This window comes from Vallitalea pronyensis (assembly GCF_018141445.1).
GTDB classification, from domain to species: Bacteria; Bacillota; Clostridia; order Lachnospirales; family Vallitaleaceae; genus Vallitalea; species Vallitalea pronyensis.
On record NZ_CP058649.1, the window covers coordinates 5,991,827 to 6,018,344 of the forward strand.

Here is a 26,518-nt window from a genome sequence, read left to right on the forward strand (position 1 = left end):
AAAAATACATTATAAATGTCCTAATTTATGCAAACAATTAAAGTCGGTATTTGTGTTTACCCGATCCATCGTAATTAAACAATAATGATCGGTATAGTTTAGTATCCTTCCAAAAGCTTCAACTAAAGCTTTAAGGGGCACATATATGCCATCGTTGATTCGCTGACACCTTTCCTTCATTTCTTGCTTATTCTTCTTATAGTAAAAATCATATGAACCTATCTTAAACCGAATCATATAATCTTGATAAAAAATGGTTATATGCTCTTCTTCATCCATTTCTATAGTCCCTGCACCGAATACTGCCATCATCTCATTAAGAGGTACCATCACCGTGTCATTAACTTTTATGACCTTCTGCCTATAGTTAATTTTCACAGGTACACCAGATGAAAGAAGCTTATGACTACCTACTTTCATTAATATACTTTGATCTAATATTTGACGCACTTCTCTCGTATTATCCTTCTCAAAGATAACGGATTCAGCAGATAGGAACTCTTCTTCATTCTTTGTTAAACTATGCAGGTTTACATAAGACGATTTATCCAACGCAAAATAACCTAGATGGATATGAGTTGAGTCACTTTTTTGGGATAGTTGTTTACGGGTACACCCTTTTGTATGATGAATGTCCACTTGTATGGCTTCTGCTCTGTTCTCATAGCAAACATTGTAGAACCATACATGATATTGACCTGGTTCTTCTATACCTGGTCTATAGACGACGGTTGGTTCATTAGCAGTCAAACAACATCTACTACCACCTAATAAACCAGCTAAGCCACTATTCTGCCAATGGTTACCGCTTTCAACATAATACCCGCTATCACCATGTGGACCAACACGAATTTCACCAAGATTCAAATATGGTTTTTCAATCTCTCCATCGAAAGTCGTTACATCTGTATACGTCTCTTCACCATCGACTTGCTGTAATGTGACACAATCAATCCATAGCTCACTACCAGCATCCGCTTTGGAATTAAACATGATCTTGCATTCTCCAGATGTTATGCCTATATCCTTCAACAAGACCGTCTGCCATTGGTTGTTATCATCACTAGGGACGGATAATTTGTACGTTTGTAAATGTTCACTTGAAATCACAATGGTATGACCTTTGCTGTCTGTTGTTTTCACTTTTGCTTCAAATGTGTATGTGCCAGCTGGAAGAAAAGATATTTTAAGCCATGTGTTGACGTCATAGTCCTGTTCATGATAATGTCGCAGTACATAATCCCCATCATAAGCCATATCTGTCTGTAACACCATTGAAGCCTCTGGTTGATTGCCGCTTTTATACCAACCAATTGGTATGGATGTATCCTGTGGGTCCACATACTCAAAGCTTGAATTAACCACCATATTGACACCATTGAGAGGTAAATTATAATAGCGAAAATACGCCCAGGATGATTCCCCTGGCAGACTTTCAAGACAAATATGTCTATCAAAGTAATCACTTGCGAGAGCCGTTAACCATACATTTTGTGGCCCATAGAATTTGGGATTTTTTATACGTCGAATCAAAGTACCATTAAGATACCAATTCAGTTGATTTGGAAGCCACTCATAACCTAGAACAAAAGATTCTTTTGATGTATCAAACGGCTCATAATCCAAGGTCCCAATTTGCCCTCCTATGGTTTTCTGTCCACCAATGTAATAATGAAGATTCGTACCAATGAGGCTGGGTCTACCAGAATCTACCTCATAGCCATCAATTTCTAAGATGATATTTTTCTTTGGCATTGTGACCCCATCACCTCCACCCATGCCCATTGACCAAAAGGATGAATGCAGCCCGCCTGTACCGCCAAAAAGTGTACCTTTTACTTCATAATAACCGTAACCAAATAAATCTTTGCTGATCAAGCCTCCACCTGTGTATACGACTTGATCCTCTATGGTTTTATAATCCATACGAACAGTTAAACCATTAGCAATGGTAACGTTCTCTTCTTCGTTCAAACCACCTAACCTTTCTCCCTCTCTGTAAATCCACCTTTCCTCAACGTGTTTTTTATCATGAAAATCCTCTTCAAAAGCCAGCATATATTGTGGATGAGGTTTAAAATATGAATCTGCTTTCATCCTCCTGGTACCTCCATCATCAAAAATTGTAGGCTACAAATAAAATAAACCTGCAACAAGCCATCGCTGACCTGTTGCAGGATGATACCTGTTCGATACCTGTTATTTCAAGGATTTTTCAATATAGGCATTCATTTGTTCCACATAGTCTGAACCACCTTTTTCATACCATTTTGCAAGTGCCTCATCGTATGCATCAACACTTAATTCGCCAAGTATAATCTGTGTAACGGTATTATTCATGGTTGTTGAATAATCAATGTACGCTGGTTCAAGAGCTGCATTTGGTACATAGTCACCACCAATTGAAGGCATGACACTAGCAATAGCCATATCAATGTGACTCTGTACTTTCGCTTTTTCGTCTGGACTTAAACTTAAGTTAAGGAATATCTGTGCATCCCCAGCTCGCCTTACAAATCGACCGTTCCATCCAATACCTTCACCTTTTTCCATATAAGGATCTAGAGGTGATGGTTGACCATCAACCATTTCAAAACCAACGCCTTCTCCACCCCATAACAATTGTTCGTAGTAGAAATCATCAGATAACATATAGTCAAGAATGTCAACAACCAGTTGAGGATTTTCTGCGCTCTTCGTTATAGCCCATCCTCCCCAAGCACCTGATGCCATGGTACCACCAACAACTTTTCCATACTCTTCGTTAATAATACCTGGGATATAAATCATTTCAGCGTCGGGATTAAGTTCTAAAGCTTTGTTAATTCTTAACTTCACATGACCTGGGAAAGTAACCATCATACCGTATGTCCCTTGAACAAATTTTGTTGTTAACTGATTGTTCTTAAGTATTGGCCACTCAACATCAAAATAACCTGCTGTATATTCATCTTGTAAATATTGAAGATAGGCTTTGAACTTGGTAGTGTCTTTATCTAACCGCATGTCCATGTACTCATATGAGCCACTATCAGCTTTTTGCCATCCCAGAACGCCAAAAGCTCCCCCAATAACATCAGAATTTCCAAATAGACTGACCATTTCTCCAGTAGGTGTTGCTGACAAGGCTAAACCATAGGTATCATCTACACCATTGCCATCAGGGTCATCTGTTTTGAACTTCCTGTTGATTTCATTGAACTTTTCAAGTGTAATGGGTTCGCCTTCCACTAAATCAATCCCAATAGCGTCAAGCCAATCTTTTCTAATGGCAAACCCATCAGCACGTACAACAGATGATCTTGGAATACCAAAGACTTGGTCATCTTCAAGCAACTTAAATGCATTCCAGCTTGATTCAAGTGTATAAGCTTTAATGTTTTCTGCACTTTCAATAAACGTATTAATTGGAACAATACTGCCTACTGAAGCGGCATCTTTAAGTAACGTATCTTTGGCATTATCGAATAATATAGCATCTGGTAAATCACCGGATACAAAGGTTAATTGAAGTCTTTCTGCATAATTTGCTGATGGGGGTACTTCAATTTCAAGTTCTACATTGAATTTTTCTTCAATCATTGCAAGAGTATTTCTTCCAATAAGTGTGTTCTCAGGTGTCCCCATATTCGCCATCAAACGAATTTTAACAGGTTTGTTGTTCTTGGCGTTGTTATCGTTTCCGTCAGCTACTGAATTCCCACTAACTTTTTCACCATTTGAACCACTATCCTTTTCAGATGTTTGACCACACCCTGCCAACATGGATATTGTCAGCACAACTACCATTAGCATGACTCCTAATTTTTTCATTTCTCTTCTCCTTCTCTCTGATTATTTAACTTTAACATAATACTTACTCTGTTGCATGCTTCAACACATCAACGATAAAGTATTATTGACTGTTAACCTTTTACTGCCCCTACCATGACGCCTTTGACAAAATACTTCTGAATAAATGGATAAACCATGATAATGGGTAAAATCACCACAATTAATGAAGCATATTGAATGGATACGGCTGGTACGGCATCTGGTTCTAACTCTGCCAGGTTACCGCCTGCTGATGAAAAAGCTGCATCAGCTGCCATGATAATCTGTCTAAGATATAACTGAAGAGGCCATTTGTCAATATCTCGAATATAAACAACGCCTTGAAAATAACTGTTCCAATAAAGTACTGCTTGAAATAATCCAATAGCCGCTAGTGCAGGCTTTGATAATGGTAAGATAATTTTTAAAAATGTATGAATTTCTGATGCACCATCGACTCTTGCTGACTCTACAAGGCTATTGGGTATGGATTCAAAAAAGCTTTTCATAAGTATTAAATAGTAAATAGGCAGTATAGATGGAAATATCAAAGCCCACAACGTGTTATAAAGCCCAATGCCTTTCATGACTAGGAAACTCGGTATAATCCCTGCACTGAAAACAAATACAACTAAATAGTAGGTCATAAATATCTTTTTACCTTTTAGCTCAGGTCTTGATAAAGGATAAGCAGTCAGTGTCATTAAGAATAGGGATAATACAGTCCCCACAATGGTTACAAATAAAGTATTGCCATAACTTTTGTACATTAATGGACTACTAAATACAATACGAAAAGCATCGAAATTTAGATCTTGAGGAAAAATCATCAATGGATTTTTCAAAAAAGCTGTATGACTACTAAAGGCTACAGCAATCACATTCATAAATGGATACAACATGATGACACAGACTAGGAACACCAAACCATAGGATGTTATCACCAGGGATAGGTCACTCCATGATATTTTTTTGACGGAAACTTTACCCATCACCACAAACCACCTTCCTCTCTCATGGATTTTGCAATCTTATTGGTTGTTAATATCAAAACTAAAGCAATGATGGATTCAAACATCCCAATAGCTGAGGCATAGCTGAACCTTCCCATCTGAAGACCCGTTCTATAGACATATGTCTGAAGGATGTCACCTACTTCGAATACAGGTGAACTGATAAATAACAACACTTGCTCAAATCCTGTTCTAATGGTTGAGCCTACACTAATAATTAATACGATAACTGCCGTTGGCATAATGCCAGGAATGGTAATTTTCAGAAGACACTTCCACCTGTTCGCACCATCTATCTTTGCCGCTTCATAGAGCTGCTGGTCAATCCCCGTCAAGGCTGCCATATAAATAACTGTTCCATAACCTGCCTCTTTGAATAGGCTACTACCAACCAAAATGCCTCTAAACCATTCTTTACTCTGTAAAAACGGGATAGGCTCCGCACCAAACATCCCTAAAACCGTGTTCACTGGACCACCGTTAACCGTTAAAAGAAACTGGAAAATCCCAGCGATAACTACCCACGAAATAAAGTGGGGCAGATATACAATTGTCTGAGCTACTTTTTTGGCTCTTATAAGCCTAATTTCGTTCAATAGAAGAGCTAGAATGATGGGAGCTGGAAATCCAACAATAATGCGATAGAAAGTAATGATGATTGTATTCTTAAAGACTCCCCAGAACTCTGAAGATTCAAAAAGCAAATATTTGAAGTGCTTAAGTCCCACCCATGGACTATCAATGATACCTGTATTAATGCTATAATCTTTAAATGCTATGATATTCCCTAACATTGGCAAGTACTTGAAGATGAATAATATCAGTATTGATGGCAGCAAAAAAGCATAAAGCCATTTGTGTTTCATGATATCATGCAAGTTCTTCTTCATCCTTGTCCTTCTTGATATGTCACTCATTTGAACACTCCTAATCTCTTTATTTACATTTATTGTATCGAAAATCAATGCCTAACATAATGTCTTGATTAGAGAATATGGTTCACCTTTTTTACTCATTTCTTTTACCCTTACGCTAAACGTCACTTTTTTTATTCTCATAGTATTCATTTTTTATACTTAGCATCATGCACAGTACAAAAGTGACTTCGTCACGCTTTATTTTAGCAGTAACTTGCATTTTCAGAAGTTATTTTTGTACTGCGCATCAAGATTTTCTCGTTCACGAGAAATATCTGCGCATAAATTCAATTCTTTTTTTCTTGTTGGATAGGAGAACTTTCGTGTCCAACAAGAAAAGTATGCTTTGCATACGTTTCAGGCGGTATAGAAAAGTAGGATCCATTGCGAGCAAGATACCGTACTTTCCTATACCACAAAAAAACACCTGAATCCTATGACTCAGGTGTTACGATCGTTACTATCTACATTTATTCATTTTTAATGGCTGGAAGGGTCACTTGTATCTCCGTTCCAATGCCTAATTGACTTTTTATTGTGAGACCATAGTCTGCTCCAAAAATGATACCTATTTTCGTGTGCACATTGGCTATGCCAATATGACTGCCGAATTTAATATGACGAGAAGCAATAGCGTTCAATAGCGTATCTAATTGCTTGGACTCCATGCCTCCCCCATTATCTTTAATCCAAAACATCATATGATCCATTGAACGTTCTCCTTTTATGGTGATCAAACCATCTTTTCTTTTATCTTTCAAACCATGATGAATGGCGTTCTCAACAAGAGGCTGTAATACCGTTTTTACCATCACACAATCTAAAATATCTTCTTCAATCTCCCATGTCACACTAAATTTACCAGGATACCTCATCCTTTCTATGTCTAAATAACTTCTTACATGTTCAAGTTCCACCCTAACAGGAATCAAAAGATCTTTGGACTGAAAAGAAATACGCAGCATATCCGATAGATTGCGAATACTTTTTGACACATCATTCTCTTCACCTGTCAACTGCAAGGCCATGATGGTAATATCGTTCAATGTATTGTGTAAGAAATGTGGATTAATTTGAGATTGGAGAGCCAATGTCTGAGCTAATTTCAGTTGGTCCATGGATTCGTGAAGTTGATCGGTAAGGTCTAACTGGTTCTTATGATTATTCATAAACCTGGTAACAATATACTTTAATTCTCCTAATTCACTCACCGAATCTTTCAATGGCATGTTACCTACATTATTAATTCTTCGAATGATATATCTGAATGGGCGATACATATAATAGGACATAATAGCAGAAAGAAGCATAGCCACAACAATACTCACGCAAATAATGATGATGAGTACAAAGACTATTTTCTTTTGTGCTTCTTCTAAACTAATGGATTTTGCAAGTAGATACACATAATCATTGTAGTTTGCCATTCTAGCGGATACTAATAATTTTTTATTTTCAGTTCGATAATACCTTGTAGCGAAATCAGGCTTCATTTTGTGAAAGTCGTCCATACCTTGAATGTTATTTCCAAGTAGCGCTTTATTGTTGGCGTATTTAACGGTGCCATCACCATCCACTATCATGATTGTATCGGATGTATTGGCATTGTCATAGTCATAGAAACTTTCAATATGGTCTAATCCAATTCTTATAAATACGATCCCTTTCGTCTTCCCATTTAACGTTAATGCCCTTAACATCACTAAATTCTCTACACGATTATTCCCCTGCTCCCCATCTTTATCTTCATTAAAATCAGATGACTCTGCATACACAAAACTTCCCCAAGGACTTAAATCCTGCTTCACATAGCTCTGCCATGAATCCTTTGATGCATCATAATGGATGTCAATTAACCCCTCTGATGATATGAACATCTTGTTGGCATATACATAGACGCCCACTTCATCAATATAATCCGTGGCGTGTATGGAGATCGCTTTGACGGTTCGGTTGATTGCTTCAATTGTATCACTACTCCACTGGCCTTCCTTACTCTTCATCAATAAATCCTTGATGACTAGATTCTGAGAAATTCTAAGGGATAAATCATCAGAACCCGTTAACATAAAATCTAACACATCTTTAAGTCTATCAATGGATTTATCATTAAGGGTCACCCTTTCATCATCCAAACTTTGGTTGTAAGAATAGAAGATGGATATACTGACACCAATCAAAACAGTCGCTAATATAATCAATATAAAACTAAAAAAACGTGTAAAAATACTATTTTGCCGATACTCAACAATGGTTTTCCATATACTATAGTCACTATTTTTCATGTATCTATCACCTGCATTTTTTTCGATACTGTGTAGGTGTCTCTCCAGTAAAGTTCTTATATATTTTGTAAAAATACCTGACATTTTGATACCCGACCATTTCACTGATTTCATAAATTTTAAGAGAAGGGTTCTTGAGTAGTTCCTGACTCTTCTTGATTCTTGCCGCTACAATATAGTTAATATAATTCATGCCTTCCACTTCTTTAAACAACCTGCTAAAATAGACGGGACTTAAGTGAACATAGTCTGCCACTTCATTAAGAGAGATATCGCTATAAACATGTTCGTTAATATAGCCTTTCGCTTTATTAATGGTTGCCTTATGTAAAAGGTTCACACCTTCTTCATCTGAATGTAAATAATCCGTTGAGATTTGATCAAAGAGTACCAATCCCCAGTGATAAAAATCATCGATAGATGTCAAATCAAAGAGCTGGGAATAATCGATGGTTGAATGGACGACTGATACTTTATAATTGTCAGGCAGCAGATTCTGTTCATCCAGTTTTATCATTAATGAAACAAAATAATTCCGTATTCCCTGAATGCCCAATCCATCTAATCGCCTGAGCATTTTCATGAACAATGTTCTACAGAGATTTGTTTCACCACTCATCAGGTAAGTAAACAACATGTTTTCCTGATTTTTGAATAGACTCTCATCGAATGATTCCTTGTTGCTTATCGGTTCAATCTCTTGGATTTGCTCCTCATTTACTGCCCTTAAATACCTATACGCATTTGAATAACACACCGGCGTGGTGAACTTTACATCTAAGCCAAGAAAACTTTTAATATTATTGGATGCTTTGTGGGTTTCTCTTTTTAAAAGGTCTTTAAAGACACTTTCTTCCATAACCCCTTTGCTTATTGCAAAAAGCTCTGTTTTGGTTTTCATCTGGCTTAACACATAGTATTCCAATTGGTTCTCTTCAAAATTCAAGAAATTAGATAGTGCTGTTGACATGGTGTCCACACCATAGATCCATATTTCATTCAAAAAACGTTCTACCGTTTTTTCATCTAATGTCATGTTGATGAGTCCACAAGGCGTTCCTTCTAATTCCATATGCTTGTCTATTTTCTTAATTCTTTTGGACATTTCTTCTTCTGAATTAATTGCCCCCATAGAAACGCCAATAAATATTTCCTGCTTTAACTCTTTTAACAAGGCCATATAATGGTCATTTTTCTGGGTCTGCTGGCGAAAACTTTCTAATTTCTTAAACAAACTGTTAAAAACATGTGTAATTTCACTCACGGCTATGGGCTTAATCACATAGTTAAACACGTTCAACCGAATGGCTGATTGAGCGTATTCAAATTCTCGATAAGCACTCATAAAAACCACTTCTACGTCAGGACAATGCTCCTTCACATACTGAGCAAGATCTAGACCTGATACATTCGCCATACGAATATCTGTTAGAATAACATCCACTGGGTTTCCTTTTAGATATTCCATAGCATCTTTACCATCTTCAAATATACCTTTGACACTGAATCCGAGGGACTGCCAATCAATGATTTGTCTAAGCCCATTTCTACTAATATACTCATCATCTACAATTATCAAACTATACATTTTATTCTCCTTGTATGAAGTCATTCAGGTCTACCTACAGTTCTTTTGTACGCCTAACAATGCTTAATCCTATTTACAATTACTTATATTGTAGCATCTTATGTGATAAATTCCAAATGTAACATTTATTCCTATATAAGCAAAACACCCCCTGTTCTATTCACCAATTCTATCTCTGTATCTAAGATATCCTCTACTTTTTCTATTGAAGTTATTCTATTTATTCTTTAGTTGCCATTCCCAATTGGTCCATTTTTTATAATCCATTTGATACCTTCATCAACATCAAACCGAAGTGATAAGTCTTGATCTACTACCAATTCTTTTCTGAAACAATGCCTACAATAAATTCCACAAACATCAACAACGGTAAATGCTACTCTATCCTTATACTGTCTTGCTATAGAATCTGGTCTGTTTTCTTCTGTAGCTCTGTTTTCTTTCCAAACTAAATAGTTGTCTAAGCCGTAGACATTCTTTGTTTCATCAAGAGAAGGTAATACCTGGCGCCGTATTGGACAATCCTCATCATCTGCATCCATTAATGATGCAAAATAAGATGTGGTGTTCTTTCCAGTCTGTCATCTTCTTCCTCACTTTCTCAAAAAAAAGCACTCCAGCTCAATTAAGAGTTAGAGTGCTTAAACTTCGCATATGCTCGTCTTATACCACTAATGTAGTAAAGGTCATGACTTAACGTCCTAACCAAGCCCCAGTTCTATTTATTCATACTATGATTATTCACTATCATTTTCTTCTTTTCGATAAGCTTATTAATACCCGCACAACGTGCCTGAATTAACTCACATATCCAAAACTCATGATGTTACTTCACCAGTAAAGATTGTACTTATAACATTTTTATTTGATTTTTCAATTATCATAATCCATAATCCATTTTTTTTAATTCAATCATTATTTCCTCCTATTATACTATAAATCTATCAATTCCAATTCCTGTGATTAAGCAACGCTCCTTTTTACTCCCTGTCATTTGTGATATCCAGTCTACAAAACCACCATCACCTAATTCAATCTTTTCACCATCTTTAATAATATAAATTTTATAGTTTACACCTTTATAATAATTGTTATCACTATCTGAGTAATCAAAAATAGTATTCATATCTGGAAATTGAAGCTCCATTAGTTCTGCTATTTTTTTTAGTAAACCATCACTATCCTTATAGCCATTTCTTTTTCTAAATTCTACTGATATTTCTAGCAAAGATTGTTCCTGTTCCATCAATAGTTTCTTAACATATTCTACGTGTTTACTTATAAGATTAGTTTCACACATATACAAGCCCACATCTTTCCCATGTGAAACCATGCAAAGCACTCCAAAATGTGCATAAAATCCTTTGATATCAGGAATAGGTTGTGCTCTTACTACTCTAGTTGTTGTGAGCGTATGGGTGATATCTTGTGCTAAAGTTTTATTTTTTATCTTATCTGCAATAATAATAGCTAACATATTAGATGGATCAGCTAGTGTTTCTGTGCCTCTAACAGCACTTAGAACATTGTATTGATTAACACATCCAAAAGCAGAGCAACTGCCAAGAGGTGCTGATGGAGATAATAGTATGTTTTCAAAATCTAGTGATTTAGCAATCCTTAAAACATGGTATTCAAATAAGCTATATGCCATAGAATCTATTTCACTTGGTTTAACAAAACGATTTATTTCATATGCTTTTAGTACATCTTTAGGACTAGTATCTTCCATTTGCATTTTAAATATTTCTAACATTAACGAATTAAACTCTGATTTTGGTAAGCTTATAATCTTTTTAAGTAAATCCATGTCGCCAATTTTTGTAAGTATTCTACTCGTTATCTTGTTCATATCTGCTCCTTTTTAAATGGTTTATGTAACTAGATTAAGTATAACGAATACAAATAAATCATTCAAGGTCGATTGACCCACTTAATATTTATTAATTACTCCTTGACATGTACACCCTGTAACGGTTTATACTTAATATCAAGGAAACAAAAGGAGAAAATCTTGGAATTAAAAACCAACAATAACGGTGAGTCAATATTGATTGATGACATAAAAATACTTACTTCTGTCATAGGTGCGGAAGGTCGGCAGATGAAAGCGAAATTTTCTGTTCCAAATCTAATGAAAGCCTTCTTGATAAAGAGGTGTTATGTTTACATAGAAAAAAGAAATTGCGTAATTGATGCTAAAATTGTTTAAAATAATAACTTGGCAATCATTGACGAATATCGGAAGCACACTAATTAAGTGATATACTAGTAATAGAATTATTAATATATTTAAGTTATTGAGGAGGCCAAAATGAAAATCGGAGATTTTTCAAAAAAACATAAAACTACTATTGATACAATCAGGCATTATATGGAATTAGATTTAATTACACCATTTAAAAAAGGAAGCCACTATTATTTTACAGAAGATTGTTCTCAGGACTTAGAAAAAGTACGAAAGCTAAAAAATCTAGATTTTACACTTGAGGAAATCAGAAAAATATTTCAATATAAGAGAACTTGTAGAATGAGCACAAAAAGAGAGCTAGATTATTTATTAAATATTTATACGAATAAAAAAGAAGATGTTATTAAAGAAATAAAAAGATTGAATAATATTTTAATAAAAATTGATTTAGAAATTGATAACAGTGTTACTCTGCTTGATAATGAAGATACAAGGATTGGTGTTAATATAAAGTACTTAGATATGCTTGAATGTGGAATGTGTGGGGGAGAATTAGAACTTAGTACAAAGGAAATTGTGAGAAATCAAGTAATGAATGGATTTCTTCAATGTAGCTGTGGTAAAAAATATACAATTAATGATGGCATTATCATTGCAGAGGATGAAATTATTGAATATAAAAATTTAAAAGATGATTTAGAGTACTTTGAAGGTGTAGATAATTCCTATCTTAGGCTTATGTCAAAATTAAATAAGTGGTTACGCTCAAAAGTTCCTTTTGATAAACTGAAAGGTAATCTTTTGGATGTTGGGATTGGTAGAGGATATGGTTATACAAATATTAATGACTTAATTAAAAATATTAATTTATATACTGCTGTAGATTTTAATTTAGTTTATCTAAAACAATGCAAAAAAATTATAGAGAAGCATGATAATTTATGTGACTTTCTATTTATATCTTGTAATTTCTTAAATTTACCCTTGAAAAATCACACCCAAAATATTGTATTTGATATTTTCGGATCAACTAATGGATCAGCTATGTTATCAGAATTCCCATTGATTAGTATTGAAAGTAAATTAGCAAAGAACTATTCCCTTATTGGTACTTATGGTTATGTAAAGAGATTTAATAACAATAGTCCAATACCACCTGAAAGCAGATTCTTATATAATATTAACAATCATGACCAATACTTCAATGATCTAAACATCTCAATTCATTCAAAATTGGAGTTTGGTTATGTTGAAAATGGAGGAAAAGGTGAGGATTACCTTAATGAAGATGATATTATGTTTTCATATGGATTGTTTGGAGAGAAAAACATTGGGTAAGCCCAATGTTTTTGATTGATTTAAATAAATTCATATCTTTTTCTTTATTGACATGGTCTTAGCCCCATATGATAGATTATGTTAGTACAATGAGTATCTTAACTATCTCATATTTAACTAAATCTATCTCTAAAGGGAGTACATATGAAAACAAATAAAAAAACCAATATAATCGTTTATTTTTTAACCGTATTAGGGCTAACCTATATCTTTTGGTTTGCAATACCAATTTTAAATTTAACAGGTACACTTTATTATGTATTTTTGTTTCTTGGTCCATTTCAACCACTATTTGTTACGCTAGCATTTGTTAAAAAAGATAACGAAACAACATTAAAACAATTTCTTAAGCGATGCATAAAAGTTAAAAATCCTATCAGCATCAATCTTCTTACTTTTCTAATACCAATAGGTACAGTAATTGTAGCTATTGGGTATACGTTTATTAGTTTAAATCACACACCAAACATAGAGATGTGTGTTAGCTATCTCTCATCTATTGTTATCATGATTCCATTTTTAATTGCTTTCAACACTTTTCCTGAGGAAGTTGCATGGAGAGGCTATATACTTGACAAATTGCAAATACACTACTCCCCACTAAAAGCAAGTATCTTGTTAGGTTTTGTTTGGGGAATTTGGCATATTCCTCTGTTCTTTATAACTTCCTCCTCTCAAAGCATGCTAAATATACTTATGGGAAATTATTTCTTTAAGTTTATTATTATGACTATAGCTACTTCAATTATCATGACATATATATATAATAGATCTGAGCGTTCTACATTTACCGCAATAGTATTTCATACCTTTTTTAATTTCTTTTTTGGACTTTTATTTGCATATGTTGGCATAAATACTGATGAGGTGTTAACTGTAAATAGTGAAGTTAAGATGATATTATTAAATGTAATGGATAATTTTATATTGGTACTTGTTGTTATTGCATTGATATTTATATTAAAATCTGGTGAACAATTGGGATTAAAAAAATATGCATCAGCTTTTACATGTAAGGGAAACGATAAAAATAGCTATTCTAAGACAGACACAGATGTTTATGCGGATGAAAGCTGACCATATGTTAAATGGTCAGTTAAAGCGAAGATATAACACACAGGCAGTCAGAAATTACTCATTTTCCGACTGCCCCAATTCATTTAATTCATGTATTATTCTAGTACTATGGCATATTCCAACGCATAGTGAATTGTTTCATTGGGCTTGATCAACTTTATTCGATTCTGCTCTCGTTCCTGTTGACGACCCATTGGTAGGCAATTACTCGGTTCAAGACCAAGCTGATAATCTGTGAAGTCCATCATTTTGAATTCAAAGAATTCTGGTAATGTATCAGCACTGTATGTGAGCGTCACGCCTCTAAATCCTACTAAATCATCATTTAAGATTGCTACCCTTGATTGACCATCCTTTGTCTTTCTCAATTTGTGGAGAAAAACTTGACGGATGTATCCTTTAGTAGGTACTTGAAAACGCTTATAATCGTTAATCCCCGCAGTTGCTGCTTCATCATAGCAATCTACTTCTATGGTATCTAATTCAAGTGTTGTTTTATCACTGATTAAAGGAAAACCATAATTTGTATGATATAAAAGAAATAGAGGCTCTTCCTTATAACCTAGATTAGTCACCTCATCATGAACCATAATCTTCGGTTCACCAACTTTCACTTTGATTGTTCGTTTTAGTTCTAGATGCTCGCCATAAAACACAGCTTCTCTTATATAACCCGTTATTTCAATGTAATAATCATCCTTTTCCCAGTACTCGTTAATAGCAACTTTTTCTGCTGGCGTGTTCCCAATACGACCGTGAAGACCAAAAGCTTCACCCTTGTCGACACATGCAGCACCTGTATTCCTTAGACCACAGGTGGTTAACAAGCCGGCAAAATAAGAACGAAACCACGCGTTGCCATTACTGTCATAGTACTTACTTGAAACAATGCCAGACTTTGTAATGTGTGTTAATGACTGACCATTAAATGTTGCCCATGCAATATCCATACACCGATCCGGTAAAATTGTAAATACGAGACCTGAACCGGTGTTCACTTCAATTGTTTTGACACCATCCGCCTTACCATCTGTCAATCGAGAGACTCTAGCTCCAGCAATCTGAGAGAGATCGCCTACATAGTGTCTGATTGTTTCTTTTGTGTATGATTTACTGCCTATAATCATATTTTACCTACCTAACTTGATCCGTTGCTAACAGTACTATTTTTTCCTGTTCAACGTCTTCTTTGCTAAGTGTCCCGTTAATTGTTCCATTGTGCATAACCAGTACACGGTCACACATCATTAAAATTTCTTGCATTTCAGATGATATAAGAATGATTGATACGCCTGATGCAGCCAGTTCATCAATAATCTGGTATATCTCCATTTTTGCACCAATATCCACTCCGTGTGTGGGTTCATCCAGTATAAGAATCTCCGGCTTATTCAGCAAACATCTTGCAATAACTGCCTTTTGCTGATTGCCACCTGATAAATACTGAATCTTTTGCTCATGATTTGGCGTTTTGACATTGAATTTCTTAATGAGCTCAGCAACGTTACTATTTTCCTTTTTTTGATTAATCATGCCACCATTATACTGTAGATTCAATATGGATATATTCTCTTTCACTGAACGATTAAGAAATAATCCCTGTGTCTTTCTACCCTCAGGAACTAACCCTATACCACATTCAATGGCATCTCGTGAATCCCTAATACGAACGACTTGATTCTTAATGGTTATTGTTCCTTCATCTAGAGAATCCTTACCAAAAATGGCTTCTACAACTTCTGTACGCCCTGAACCTACAAGACCTGTTAATCCAAGGATTTCTCCCTTATGCAGTTCAAAATTCACATCATGAATATTTTTATTTTTAAGACCACTGACCTTTAGTACAATTTCTTGTTGATACTCATGATGCTGATGGCATCTATTATAAGAATCATCTAATTCTCTACCCACCATTAACTGGGCCATTTCTTTCGTTGAAATACCTTCGTTAACCATTGTTTTAATTAACTGTCCATCCCTAAACACTGTAATACGATCAGCTATTTCTTCAACCTCATCTAACCGATGTGAGATATAGATGATGGCAACGCCTTTTTCTTTAAGCACCCGAATGACATCTAAAAGATTTTCTACTTCTGACTTTGTCAATGAAGCTGTTGGTTCATCCATAATGATGATTTTGCTTTCTCTAGAAAGGGCTTTTGCAATTTCAACAAGCTGCATCTTCGATGTACTAAGATGCTTCACCTTTTCCGAAGGATTAATATGCTTAATGTTGTATTTATCAAAAATTTTCTGACATTCTCGTTCCATCTTTTTATTGTCCACTAGACCCAATCTATTTTTTTTAAGTCGCCCCAAAAAAACATTTTCAGCCACACTGACAGAACAAGCTAGAGCCAGTTCTTGATGGATCATGGATAAGCCTTTTTCATAAGCCGCCTTAGAATCTTTAAAAACAACTTCTTCTTCAAACATAAAAATATTGCCTGTACAAGGCGTAAAAACGCCAGAAAGTATGTTCATCAAAGTAGACTTTCCTGCACCATTCTCCCCTATTAATGCATGTACTTCCCCTTCGTAAAGACAGAAGCTTACATCTTCAAGTGCTGTGACACCAGGAAATCGTTTTATAATTGATTTCGTTTCTAATACTTTTTTACCCATAAATCCCCCTAACAAGAACTTTTCATCGTATTCATACTATCAACAAGTACCGCCATAATAATCACCACACCTAGTGCAAACATCTGCCAGTACCCGGAAACACCCAGGAGTACAAAGCCATTTTTCAGCACACCCATTAATGCTGCTCCGATTATTGCACCAAATATTGAGCCTTCGCCACCTGATAAAGAAGTCCCTCCAATAATGACTGCAGCAATAGCTTCAAGCTCATATCCTAGACCAGCTGATGGTTCTGCCGTCTTTAGCATTCCTGTTAAAATAATACCTGACAAACCTGCTAAACTACCCATAATAATGAAAACCATCATCTTAACATTACCTGCTCTAATACCAGATAATTTAGCTGCTTTCTCATTACTGCCTACAATAAAAATATTGCGCCCAAGTAACGTTTTTGTTGAAAAAAGCCAACCTAATAACACAATAGCCCCCATGATGATGACGGACATAGGCACAGCACCAATATAGCCCCCGCCAAGAAATGCCAATGGACTATCCATTTTGACTGGTATACCGCCAGTTATAAGAAGTGCCACTGATCTCGCAATATATTGCATACCCAATGTAACAATGAAGGCATTAACACCAAAGCGTGTTACCAATAGACCGTTCACTGTACCTATGAGTGCGCCAGAAGCAATAACCAATACGAACGCTACAATAGGCGGTATACCAAAACCGATAAAAATGGCACAAAGAACACCCATTAGTCCCATTGTCGTTCCCGCAGATAGGTCAAGACATCCTATAATAATGACCAAACATTGACCTACAGCTAGGATACCAATAATCGATATCTGTCTTAACACATTAAATATGTTCATGGGTTTCAAGAAATATGGGCTTGCAAAGGATAAAAATACACACAGGAGGATAAGTGCAACGAGTACACCAAACTCCCTGATTCTAAAAAGATTTTTTAACGAATCTATAGACGTACTTCTTTTTTTCATTCTATAACCAATCTCACGCATTTATTCAACCTCTATCTCCTGTAATATTTAGTATGATCTGAATAGGATTATGTCACCCTTTACCTAGGCTTAATTGGATATGTGCCATACTTAACTGTGGCATCAATAATCGCCATTATATTCTCTGGTGGTACATCCGCCTGAAAATTATGACCGCCAGACATGATATATCCTCCACCCGGTGCCAATGCTTCAATCTTCGTTCTAACATCCTCATAAACATCTTCCACTGTTCCGTTTGGTAACACAGTCTGATTTTTAAGATTTGAATAGACAACCCATTTACTTCCAAAGTCTTCTTGAATCTTAACGGGGTCTAACAATCCTTCTGCATCTCCTTGAAGTGGATGAATCACATCAATGCCTGCCTCAGCCAAATCATTTAATGCCCAATCAATACAACCACATGAATGGAGTGCTACTTTAACGTCTGCTTTACTTTTAATGAAATCAACCAATTGCTTATAACGGCTCACAAAAATTTCTCGAAACACGACAGGGCTCATTATCGGTGCCATTTGAGTTCCCCAATCATCCCCCAGCCAAACCATCTCAATGTAATCGCCAATAGCGTCTAAGTATCCGTCAAAAAAAGCTATTTGATACTCTAGTACACGTTGAACAAGGGTTTCAATCGTCTTTCGATCAAGGGCAATTTTCAACATGTATTCTTCAAAACCAATTAATTCTGAACTTAAAAAGAACAGTGATGCTGCACTACCACCAATCAAAGCATAATCTGTGTTTTCATAAAGCTCTTTCGCTTGTTCCCTCAAGCCTTGGAACCTTGCTGGATCTCTTGGATCTGGTAATTCATATGCAAGTACATCCTCATAAGTACATCCTTCTAATGGAAATTCTACTGCTTCATCGTATAAACCAACATTCTTACGTTTAACACCCCATTCGTCTACCCAAGTGCCATCTTCTTGGATGCTAATCTCAAAGCCTTTACCTCCTTTGGCAAATATGTATCGTGTATCACTCTGTAATCTCTCCAAAACAGACTCTTTCACCTTAGCCAAGTGTTGCATCTGATCATAATAGACAATCTCGTCTTCTTCACCTAAGTACGCTAATAAATTCTTGTACGCAACATCATGTAAACCATTATGCAAATCACCGCCTACATCAATGGGTACTCTATCTGGCTCTATATGTTGTAGTGCTAATCTAACTCTTTCTCTAGATATCATTTTTTCCTCCATCATGCTTGCTATAGGGCATAGCCCTATAGCAATTTTTGTATTCAACTAACGGTTACTTATACCTTGGGTAAAACTCTCCAACATCATCTGGTGTAACGACATCTAAAGCTGCTTCGATAAAAGTGCTTTCAGGTTTCTTACCTGTTGTTAAATAGTTGTGCATGATGACTACGGTATCAAAACCTTGACCAAAGGGGTCTTGGTTAATAAGTCCTAATATCTCACCACTTTTTACATAATCCAGATTATCTGGAATGTGGTCGTATGCAATAACGCCGACTTCACCTGTTAAGCCTAAATCTTGAATTGCCTTTGCTGCGCCAAAGGGTCCACCTGCTGTAACATAGACCATTTTCAGTTCTGGATTTGCCGTTAACATATCCATTGTTTGGCTATAAGCTGTTTCACCTTTATCCTTATTCTCAAAAGGTCCAATTATCTCGATATCCGGACAGTTTTCTTTTAAATAGTCCAGTGCTCCGTTCATTCTTGCATCATGAATCGGTGCACCAAATACACCTGTAATGACACCCACTTTGCCTACACTGTCGGTATGTTGCTGGAGTAACTCACCAGCCAATTGACCAGCTGCATAACCATTTTGCCCATAGAAGAACATACGATTACCTGGATTAGGTCCCTCAGCACAATAGTTACCAACTGCAATACCAGCATCAATAGCTTTGTCAGTAAATACTTCAACACCATCAAATATTGGCACCACAACAATGGCATCGTACTCCTTTGTAATTGCTGCATCAATTGCTGCTGTAACTTTTGCTGAGGTTAACTCCTCACCCATTACAATATAATCCACTTGGGTGTTATAATTCTCAAGGTATTTTCCAGCTTCCAAATTACCTTCTTTAATAGCATTCCAGAAGGGATTATTCTGAAATGATAAAAAGGCTATCCTCAGTTCTTCATCTGCTACTACTTCTGCTTTAACGTTTCCCCCAGCTGGTAATGGTATATCGACTTGAACAGGTTCTTTCGTACCTACTTCTTGGCTATCACTTTCCTTTGTCTCAGTACCTTTTTCCTCTTTCTTGGACGCAGCACAACCACCCACGCTTACAACTAGTACCAGTAAAACCACCCACGCTAAAATTTTTTTTGTCATTTCATCCTCCTTAAAAATATTATCAAAAGTCTATTTTCCGGCTAATAGACTTGAGATTTATTTTTTGTTAAATGCTTGTACGGCATCAAACATGGCAACGATGTTCTCAACCGGTGTTGGACCCTGAATATTATGTATGGGATTAAAGACGAATCCTCCACCTTTAGAAAATATTTCCAATCTATTGGTCACTTCTTTAGAAACTTCATCTGGTGTCCCAAATGGCAAGGTATGTTGTGTATCAACGCCACCACCCCAGAAAACAAATTTATCCCCATAATTATCTTTTAAAAATTGTGCCTCCATGCCTTTAGCAGAACACTGAACGGGGTTTAAGATATCTATACCCATATCAACAAAATCATCCAGTAGTTTAACGACAGATCCACAACAGTGATAAAATGTTTTCCATTCGGTATTTTCGTGAACCCATTTATTGAGTTTTGTATAGTATGGCTTGTAGAATTCTCTAAATGTATCGGGAGACATAATTTCACACTGCTGTGTGCCAAAATCAGTACCACTAATTTGAATGATTTGTGCTTTCTTTCCAGTTGCTTCTTTTAATAATTGAAGATTTTTAAGGGCTATTTCAGTCTGATAGTCAAAAATCTCATGTATATAATTAGGGTATAGATAATGGGCAATTAACCACTCTTCTACATCCCGTATCCCCCTAGTTTCTTTTAATCCTGGTCCTGTAAGTGGTGCAAAATCACCTAACCCAGCAACAAAATTCCCAAGATTGATGCCATAGTCTGTATTGTAATAATAGTGGTTGATTTGTTCTTCAATGTAACGTAGATCATCATCATTCATGATCTTAAAATCATCACCATAATCTTTTTTACCATTCAGCTTTTCGGGGATAATTTCTTTTTGTCGAACAAGACCATCAAAATAGAAACCCTCTTTAGGTAATTTGCCACTTGGCTCAACGGATGTATCTCCCTGAGGATAGATGAGTGTGTTGCCTTTTTCATCAATGGTTGTATTGAATTCTTTACCTACCAGAACATTGGTGCCATCTGGCATCTTCCACTGTTTCCATCCTTCATTCTTGTAACCAAACATAGTCACTGGTCCTGATACACCTACAACGTCAATGGACAACCTTCTTCTTAAGTCTTCTTCAACATAGCCCAAAAGTTGAAATGGCTCATGTACTTTAACCCACTCATCCTTCAGCCCAAGATGTTTTCTTAATTTGGCTAATGCTGATGCGGAAATACCTGTTACTAATGTGCTGCCTAAGTCTGTAACAATTTGGTCTGTCTCTTGGTGATTAATCGTCTTGATAAGTCGTTCTCTAGAATTCATTTCAAATCTCCTCGCATACTATATTTAGAAGCTCTATTAAGCTTCATTATTTACTTGATTTATTCCCTATGTTTCAATTATTCTATACGATTAGTGATCAAGGATAAATCTTATTTATGTTGCAACTTGATTTATATGATAGTCAGATTATTGACCTAATAGTCATTTATAGATACTAAGAAATGGATGTATATGATGCCTTTCATTATTGCTCATTTTGCTAGAATCAGAAGGATTAATATCCAACCATGAAAGACTCATATTATTTAGCTTTAAGCGTTTTACGAGACACGGACTTTATCCAATGCATCACTAAGCAAAGCAATAAGCCCTTATTGATTTTTTTCTTTATTTCTTTGAATTTTTTGGATTGTTAGCCAAAGACCAACTTTATTCCTTTGATACGGTAGAGGCCTCATCTTAAATGACTGACCATATTAATCTACGTTTTATGGAAATCTTATTGTTATGCTACAATAAGTAATAACTATGCGTTATGTGACTATTACCAGAATGCTACTTTACGTGCACGAGCACGTAAATATCAAATATTAATGTATCTTTCGATACATTAGTATTGCTCAATTCGACTAAAATTTATGTTACACATATCAATCGTTTATTGGAGCTAATCCATATTTTCTTTTGTAATAATTCTAATCTTCACCTTAATAAAATCTTCTTTTGGTACAATCCCTTTAAATACATACTCAAATAATAATTCTATGACTTTATACCCCTGTTCAATTGGTTCTTGGGTTATTGTAAAGTCAATGACATCATTCCTCAATAATACTTTAGTTGTTTCAGTCAAATCATATGAAATAATGGCTTTATCCTTATAATTATGCGCTTCAATACTTTGACTAAATCCTTTTATGCCTGCTGCTGCTATATAAAACCCATCAATGTCTTTATGCTTTTCTATCACTGCATTGGTTACCTCATGTGCAATGTAGTCTTCATCTAAACATTCTACTATATCAATTATTTTAATGTCGGGTAATGTATCAACTATACTTTGAAAACCTTCAATTCTATCATTATGTGCTAACATATTGAAAGATCCTGTAATAATTGCCACATTCCCTTTATTCCTAAGTAACTTTGCCATCAATACACCCGCTACCTGTCCACTCTTGTACAAATCTTGTCCTACAAAGCACAATCTATTGGAATTATGTATATCTGAAGCAAATGTAACAACTTGTATATTATCTGATACCAATTCATTGATTTTATTCTTAATGATGGTATCATCCAGTGCAGGCACTGCAATACCATTCACCTTCATTTTATGAAATTCATTGAGAACATCCAGTTGTTCTTGACTGTTTAAATGATCTGTCTCACGCATCTCGATTTTTAGGCCAAAATCTTTAAAATCTTCATAGGCCTTATAGATACCTTCTGTTATTTCAGTAAAAAATGGATTACTCTTCACTGGAATAACCACACCGATGACTATGGGTCTCTTTTGAAAAGACAATGCTTTACCAATGATATTTGGTCTATATCCTAACTCGTTTGCAATCCTTTGAACCCGTCTTTTCACTTCTTCACTTACACCGACTCTGTTGTTAAGCACCTTATCGACAGTACCTCTTGATACGCCTGCCAAATCTGCAATTTGTTTGATCGTAACTCTCATAGTACCCCCAGCGTATATCACTCCGTGCACGTGCACGTTAACTTGTATTTATATTATATCTCTCAAATTATATTATGTCAATACCTTTTTGTAACATCGGGGCTAACGCTTGATTTATGGGCATTTTTAAATCAACAAGAGACTTCAAAAGGCTATTAATGACACTTTTACCTATGCTTGCAAGCAGCTATGAATTGAGATTAAAACCGCAAGGGCATGGCGTGTACCTCTACGCATATTGATATAGGTTATGCAATACCTATTGCATAAGATAATTGAATCTCACATATATAAGCTAATCCTGCTACGGCAATATTTTTGCCTACATACCTTTTACAGACGTTTTTTACACACTCAAAAAGGGCAGAAGTATGGTCGGTGTAAATTTGACCTGTTCTGCCTCAAATATTCGCTGATATCAACTCACTTAACAACGAAGTAAACTTGTTATTGCCCCTTACTTTTTAAGTATCCTCCTTAAGGAAGCCACATCCAGCAAATTCACTGTTTCAAATTTTCCTTTATAAAACACACCCCAGTTATTGAAAACACAAGGCAATTCCTTTGCTTTTTCCAGCGTATCCACTTGAATGAAGGATACAGGGATATCATTTAATTCACAATACTGTTTAATCAGTTCAATCCTTTCAGGGACAAAGGGACATTGCATATCATAGTAAATGGTTAGCTCTTTATTATCCATTTCATACCTTTTAGCATTTTCTGCGAACCTTGGCTTTGTTCCGTCAAAAGAAAGTGCAAGCAATTCATAGCCATTATCGGTAGAATCAACGACCTCAAAGCCAAACTTCTTCGCAAATGCTTGATTAGAAAGCCAAGCTTTTTGTTTTTTTGATCCCAGCATACAAATACCAGATTTACCTTTTTCTTTGGCATCAGCCAAACAATACTCCATGAGCGAACTAGCATACCCTTTTCCTTTTTGACCACACCATAAGCAATACAAGTAATAATAATTATCACCATTTATGGGAACCCAAGCTGTTTCAAGAGGAGCATATTCTATAAAAACGGGAGCCTTTACATTTAACTTTCTAAAGACATGACCTTCCTTTAGTCGATCTGAAAGCCATTGCCGCTTTAACTCAACACCTTGATGGGGCTTTCTAACGCGAATAATACAGCTTAGATGCTCATTATCAAGGTTTTCTGTTGTTAAGTTCACAAATTCAGTTACCATATTCACTCTCCCTTTAGATTAAAGTTATTATTCAGACCATACTCCTATTTTATTATTGCTCTTTGATTTAATCTTGTCAAACATAATTTGGGATTCTTTTAAATTTTCTTATATTATAATGTATTTTGGTCTATGTCAAGTTTGCTCAAATTGTATCAACATCCACAGCCTTCATATCTGCCTGAAATTTATTCACCATGTTGACATCCGTTTCTGCATAAGGTTGCCAGTACGTGGTTTCATTCATGATGAACCTGTCTTTTTTAAGTTCTGGGTGCAGGTTCTTCTGAGAAAGGTCACAGTCAAATCTGGCCAGATAGAAGCCTGAGCCATCTGCCTTCCTCATATGACACATACCCCATGTAATACCTTGAGCATCCCCATTATCTGCAAAAGCATCGGGATTAAAAGGACCTGCTGCTGTAGGTATGAGCCCAAGATGACCTTTTATCTCGAAATTCACACCATCTTTTGAGAACTGGCAGGTGTTCTTCTCAGGTCCGTCAAAGGTTGCGATGGCTACAACACCGTCTTTGTATGGGTAGACAAAAGTCTCATGACCGGAGATTAGAACAGGATTATATGCCGATTTGGTATAGGGTCCCATAGGGCTGTCTGCAAAGGCAACTCCCTGCTGAGAAGTTTTCAGACAGTTGTCATTGATGATATGGGAATCGGATTTATAATAGAGGCAGTATTTACCATTAAACTTAATCAGATATGGGTCATGGATACAAGTATTGTCCCATTCGTGAACATTGCCTCGGTCAATAACAGGCTTATCTAACCGTGTCCATGGACCCTCCGGAGAATCTGCCCAGGCCATAGAGGCACAACAGAAATCCCAGTGATAACTGGAACCATCTTGTTCTGGATAAGCTGCAATAATTGCATCCCTATACTTGGTAGACTCTTCCCAATAATACCCGGTATAAGCCTGATAAATCAGATAGTATTTGCCCTCAGCAACCATCACATCTGGTGTGGCCAAAGACCTGTCACCAACTGTTCCTTTTGGTGGACGGGCAACGGCAATACCTTTCTCTTCCCAGTGAATGCCATCATCACTTACAGCATACCCGATATCTGACAAGTCCCAGTCAGAAGATGGTGTTTCGTCATCCCCATTGTTCCATTTAGGGGGCTTGGTATGCCTTAGTGTGTACCACACATAGTATTTGCCATTGATTCTAAGCACTTTGGAAGGGTCTCTTCTCGTGATACCTGCCTGGTTTCCAATACCAGTAACCTTCGTGTATTTAAAAATGGAGTAGAATTCATTTTCATTATCACCACGCTTACCGTAAACATCATATAACCTGTTTATGGCGGCGCTAAGTGGTCGGTGGAGTGGCTTCTTGTCCGGCATAATCCATGGAAATGCATGTTCTGTTTCCTGCATAACGGCATCAATTGTCAACCCAACATAAGCTGGCACATTGAATAATGTACCACATGGTCCGCCTTCCTCAAGCAATGCTGGAACCAGTACGCCCGGCAGTACGTCACCCACATCCAATGTGGCTTCGGAGCCTCCCATAGCAGTCCTGACCCATCCTGGTGTTATCAAGTTCATGAGCACATTGGAGCCCTCAAGCAATACAGCCATGTCCTTGGTATATTTATCGACTGCTCCTTTGCTGATTGCATAGGGTTCAAGAGCAGGCTGACGGTTAATGCCAGACGTAAAGTTGATGATACGCCCATACCTCTGTTCCTGCATCTTCGGTAAATAATGATTACAAATGGTGATCAGGGAATAGACATTAACTTCCATGATCTTGTCCATCAGCTGACGGTCAAGCTGGTAATGATCCTGTGGTTTACATGACATGGCCGCATTGTTATAGATGATATCTACTTGAGGGTACTGTTCATCCATTTGTTCAAGCATGTTCTGCACCATGACGGGATGACTTAGGTCAGCGGCAATCTTATAAACATGGATGCCATAGTCCATTAATAATGCCTCTGTCTCATTAAGATTTTCCATCCTGCTGGCGTGAATGATGACGTCACAGCCTACCATGGCAAGCCCAATAGCAATCTGCTGACCGATGCCTCTTGAAGCACCGGTTATAAGGGCTGTTTTACCTCCTAAGTTTTTCATATTAATCCTCGCTTTCTTAATTAAAAATTTTTCATTATACCATTCTTGGCTGTATCT

At 36.3% G+C, this 26,518-nt stretch carries 19 protein-coding genes and 2 pseudogenes; 3 read left to right on the top strand and 18 right to left on the bottom strand.

Translation table 11 applies throughout. From position 1 onward, the window contains the following. Nucleotides 1-9: 9 nt before the first annotated feature. The 8 genes from HZI73_RS25025 to HZI73_RS25060 all read right to left on the bottom strand — a co-directional run bounded on the left by HZI73_RS25025 (nt 10) and on the right by HZI73_RS25060 (nt 11,468). Nucleotides 10-2,097 (bottom strand): stalk domain-containing protein, encoded by a 2,088-nt coding sequence (locus HZI73_RS25025; protein ID WP_212696060.1) that lies wholly within the window; start codon nt 2,095-2,097, stop codon nt 10-12. A 102-nt stretch (nt 2,098-2,199) separates the two neighbouring features. Next, on the bottom strand, nt 2,200-3,813 hold the full coding sequence (locus HZI73_RS25030; protein ID WP_212696061.1) for an extracellular solute-binding protein: 1,614 nt from the start codon (nt 3,811-3,813) through the stop codon (nt 2,200-2,202). A gap of 92 nt (nt 3,814-3,905) precedes the next feature. Further along, nucleotides 3,906-4,805: a carbohydrate ABC transporter permease gene (locus HZI73_RS25035; RefSeq protein WP_246552558.1), complete on the bottom strand. Its 900-nt coding sequence runs from the start codon at nt 4,803-4,805 to the stop codon at nt 3,906-3,908. Continuing rightward, the gene (locus HZI73_RS25040) at nt 4,805-5,716 is read right to left on the bottom strand and encodes an ABC transporter permease (protein ID WP_212696063.1); all 912 of its coding nucleotides are present in this window, start codon (nt 5,714-5,716) and stop codon (nt 4,805-4,807) included. The genes HZI73_RS25035 and HZI73_RS25040 overlap by 1 nt, the downstream gene beginning before the upstream one ends. 497 nt (nt 5,717-6,213) lie before the next feature. Next, nucleotides 6,214-8,028, bottom strand: coding sequence for a sensor histidine kinase (locus HZI73_RS25045; RefSeq protein WP_212696064.1), 1,815 nt, complete (start codon nt 8,026-8,028; stop codon nt 6,214-6,216). Nucleotides 8,029-8,035: 7 nt separating this feature from the next. Continuing rightward, complete coding sequence (locus tag HZI73_RS25050) at nt 8,036-9,616, bottom strand: response regulator transcription factor (RefSeq protein WP_212696065.1); 1,581 nt, start codon at nt 9,614-9,616, stop codon at nt 8,036-8,038. 227 nt (nt 9,617-9,843) lie between these two features. Next, nucleotides 9,844-10,158 (bottom strand): hypothetical protein, encoded by a 315-nt coding sequence (locus tag HZI73_RS25055; RefSeq protein ID WP_212696066.1) that lies wholly within the window; start codon nt 10,156-10,158, stop codon nt 9,844-9,846. 386 nt (nt 10,159-10,544) lie between these two features. After that, the gene (locus HZI73_RS25060; protein ID WP_212696067.1) at nt 10,545-11,468 is read right to left on the bottom strand and encodes a hypothetical protein; all 924 of its coding nucleotides are present in this window, start codon (nt 11,466-11,468) and stop codon (nt 10,545-10,547) included. Between the two features lie 162 nt (nt 11,469-11,630). On the opposite strand from HZI73_RS25060, the gene HZI73_RS25065 reads away from it, so the two are divergent. The 3 genes and pseudogenes from HZI73_RS25065 to HZI73_RS26580 form a co-directional block, all read left to right on the top strand. Beyond that, complete coding sequence (locus tag HZI73_RS25065) at nt 11,631-11,828, top strand: hypothetical protein (RefSeq protein ID WP_212696068.1); 198 nt, start codon at nt 11,631-11,633, stop codon at nt 11,826-11,828. 102 nt (nt 11,829-11,930) lie between these two features. Further along, complete coding sequence (locus HZI73_RS25070) at nt 11,931-13,145, top strand: MerR family transcriptional regulator (RefSeq protein ID WP_212696069.1); 1,215 nt, start codon at nt 11,931-11,933, stop codon at nt 13,143-13,145. A 507-nt stretch (nt 13,146-13,652) separates the two neighbouring features. Continuing rightward, nucleotides 13,653-13,958 (top strand): annotated as a pseudogene (locus HZI73_RS26580) (CPBP family intramembrane glutamic endopeptidase); the annotation flags it as partial. Between the two features lie 359 nt (nt 13,959-14,317). Here the strand turns inward: HZI73_RS26580 and HZI73_RS25080 are convergent. The 10 genes and pseudogenes from HZI73_RS25080 to HZI73_RS25125 form a co-directional block, all read right to left on the bottom strand. Beyond that, nucleotides 14,318-15,349 carry an aldose 1-epimerase family protein gene (locus HZI73_RS25080; RefSeq protein WP_212696070.1) on the bottom strand — a complete coding sequence of 344 codons (1,032 nt, stop codon included), beginning with the start codon at nt 15,347-15,349 and terminating at the stop codon, nt 14,318-14,320. A 7-nt stretch (nt 15,350-15,356) separates the two neighbouring features. After that, the gene (locus HZI73_RS25085) at nt 15,357-16,853 is read right to left on the bottom strand and encodes a sugar ABC transporter ATP-binding protein (protein WP_212696071.1); all 1,497 of its coding nucleotides are present in this window, start codon (nt 16,851-16,853) and stop codon (nt 15,357-15,359) included. An 8-nt stretch (nt 16,854-16,861) separates the two neighbouring features. Further along, on the bottom strand, nt 16,862-17,827 hold the full coding sequence (locus HZI73_RS25090) for an ABC transporter permease (protein WP_212696072.1): 966 nt from the start codon (nt 17,825-17,827) through the stop codon (nt 16,862-16,864). Nucleotides 17,828-17,907: 80 nt separating this feature from the next. Beyond that, on the bottom strand, nt 17,908-19,101 hold the full coding sequence (locus HZI73_RS25095; protein WP_212696073.1) for a uroporphyrinogen decarboxylase family protein: 1,194 nt from the start codon (nt 19,099-19,101) through the stop codon (nt 17,908-17,910). Between the two features lie 7 nt (nt 19,102-19,108). After that, nucleotides 19,109-20,179, bottom strand: coding sequence for a sugar ABC transporter substrate-binding protein (locus tag HZI73_RS25100; protein ID WP_212696074.1), 1,071 nt, complete (start codon nt 20,177-20,179; stop codon nt 19,109-19,111). Nucleotides 20,180-20,236: 57 nt separating this feature from the next. Then, nucleotides 20,237-21,499, bottom strand: a complete 1,263-nt coding sequence (locus HZI73_RS25105; RefSeq protein ID WP_212696075.1) for a uroporphyrinogen decarboxylase family protein — start codon at nt 21,497-21,499, stop codon at nt 20,237-20,239. Nucleotides 21,500-22,127: 628 nt separating this feature from the next. Beyond that, a complete protein-coding gene (locus HZI73_RS25110; RefSeq protein ID WP_212696076.1) occupies nt 22,128-23,150 on the bottom strand; it encodes a LacI family DNA-binding transcriptional regulator in 1,023 nt (340 codons plus the stop codon). Between the two features lie 251 nt (nt 23,151-23,401). After that, nucleotides 23,402-23,482, bottom strand: a pseudogene (locus HZI73_RS26835) (methionine adenosyltransferase domain-containing protein); the annotation flags it as partial. Between the two features lie 125 nt (nt 23,483-23,607). Continuing rightward, on the bottom strand, nt 23,608-24,351 hold the full coding sequence (locus HZI73_RS25120; protein WP_212696077.1) for a GNAT family N-acetyltransferase: 744 nt from the start codon (nt 24,349-24,351) through the stop codon (nt 23,608-23,610). 145 nt (nt 24,352-24,496) lie between these two features. Continuing rightward, the gene (locus HZI73_RS25125; RefSeq protein ID WP_212696078.1) at nt 24,497-26,461 is read right to left on the bottom strand and encodes an SDR family NAD(P)-dependent oxidoreductase; all 1,965 of its coding nucleotides are present in this window, start codon (nt 26,459-26,461) and stop codon (nt 24,497-24,499) included. Nucleotides 26,462-26,518: the final 57 nt, after the last annotated feature.

Coding starts and splice junctions, on each gene's coding strand:
- HZI73_RS25025 (WP_212696060.1), bottom strand. CDS start 2,097: ATGAAAGCAGATTCATATTTTAAACCTCATCCACAATATATGCTGGCT.
- HZI73_RS25030 (WP_212696061.1), bottom strand. CDS start 3,813: ATGAAAAAATTAGGAGTCATGCTAATGGTAGTTGTGCTGACAATATCC.
- HZI73_RS25035 (WP_246552558.1), bottom strand. CDS start 4,805: ATGGGTAAAGTTTCCGTCAAAAAAATATCATGGAGTGACCTATCCCTG.
- HZI73_RS25040 (WP_212696063.1), bottom strand. CDS start 5,716: ATGAAGAAGAACTTGCATGATATCATGAAACACAAATGGCTTTATGCT.
- HZI73_RS25045 (WP_212696064.1), bottom strand. CDS start 8,028: ATGAAAAATAGTGACTATAGTATATGGAAAACCATTGTTGAGTATCGG.
- HZI73_RS25050 (WP_212696065.1), bottom strand. CDS start 9,616: ATGTATAGTTTGATAATTGTAGATGATGAGTATATTAGTAGAAATGGG.
- HZI73_RS25055 (WP_212696066.1), bottom strand. CDS start 10,158: ATGGATGCAGATGATGAGGATTGTCCAATACGGCGCCAGGTATTACCT.
- HZI73_RS25060 (WP_212696067.1), bottom strand. CDS start 11,468: ATGAACAAGATAACGAGTAGAATACTTACAAAAATTGGCGACATGGAT.
- HZI73_RS25070 (WP_212696069.1), top strand. CDS start 11,931: ATGAAAATCGGAGATTTTTCAAAAAAACATAAAACTACTATTGATACA.
- HZI73_RS25080 (WP_212696070.1), bottom strand. CDS start 15,349: ATGATTATAGGCAGTAAATCATACACAAAAGAAACAATCAGACACTAT.
- HZI73_RS25085 (WP_212696071.1), bottom strand. CDS start 16,853: ATGGGTAAAAAAGTATTAGAAACGAAATCAATTATAAAACGATTTCCT.
- HZI73_RS25090 (WP_212696072.1), bottom strand. CDS start 17,827: ATGAAAAAAAGAAGTACGTCTATAGATTCGTTAAAAAATCTTTTTAGA.
- HZI73_RS25100 (WP_212696074.1), bottom strand. CDS start 20,179: ATGACAAAAAAAATTTTAGCGTGGGTGGTTTTACTGGTACTAGTTGTA.
- HZI73_RS25105 (WP_212696075.1), bottom strand. CDS start 21,499: ATGAATTCTAGAGAACGACTTATCAAGACGATTAATCACCAAGAGACA.
- HZI73_RS25110 (WP_212696076.1), bottom strand. CDS start 23,150: ATGAGAGTTACGATCAAACAAATTGCAGATTTGGCAGGCGTATCAAGA.
- HZI73_RS25120 (WP_212696077.1), bottom strand. CDS start 24,351: ATGGTAACTGAATTTGTGAACTTAACAACAGAAAACCTTGATAATGAG.
- HZI73_RS25125 (WP_212696078.1), bottom strand. CDS start 26,461: ATGAAAAACTTAGGAGGTAAAACAGCCCTTATAACCGGTGCTTCAAGA.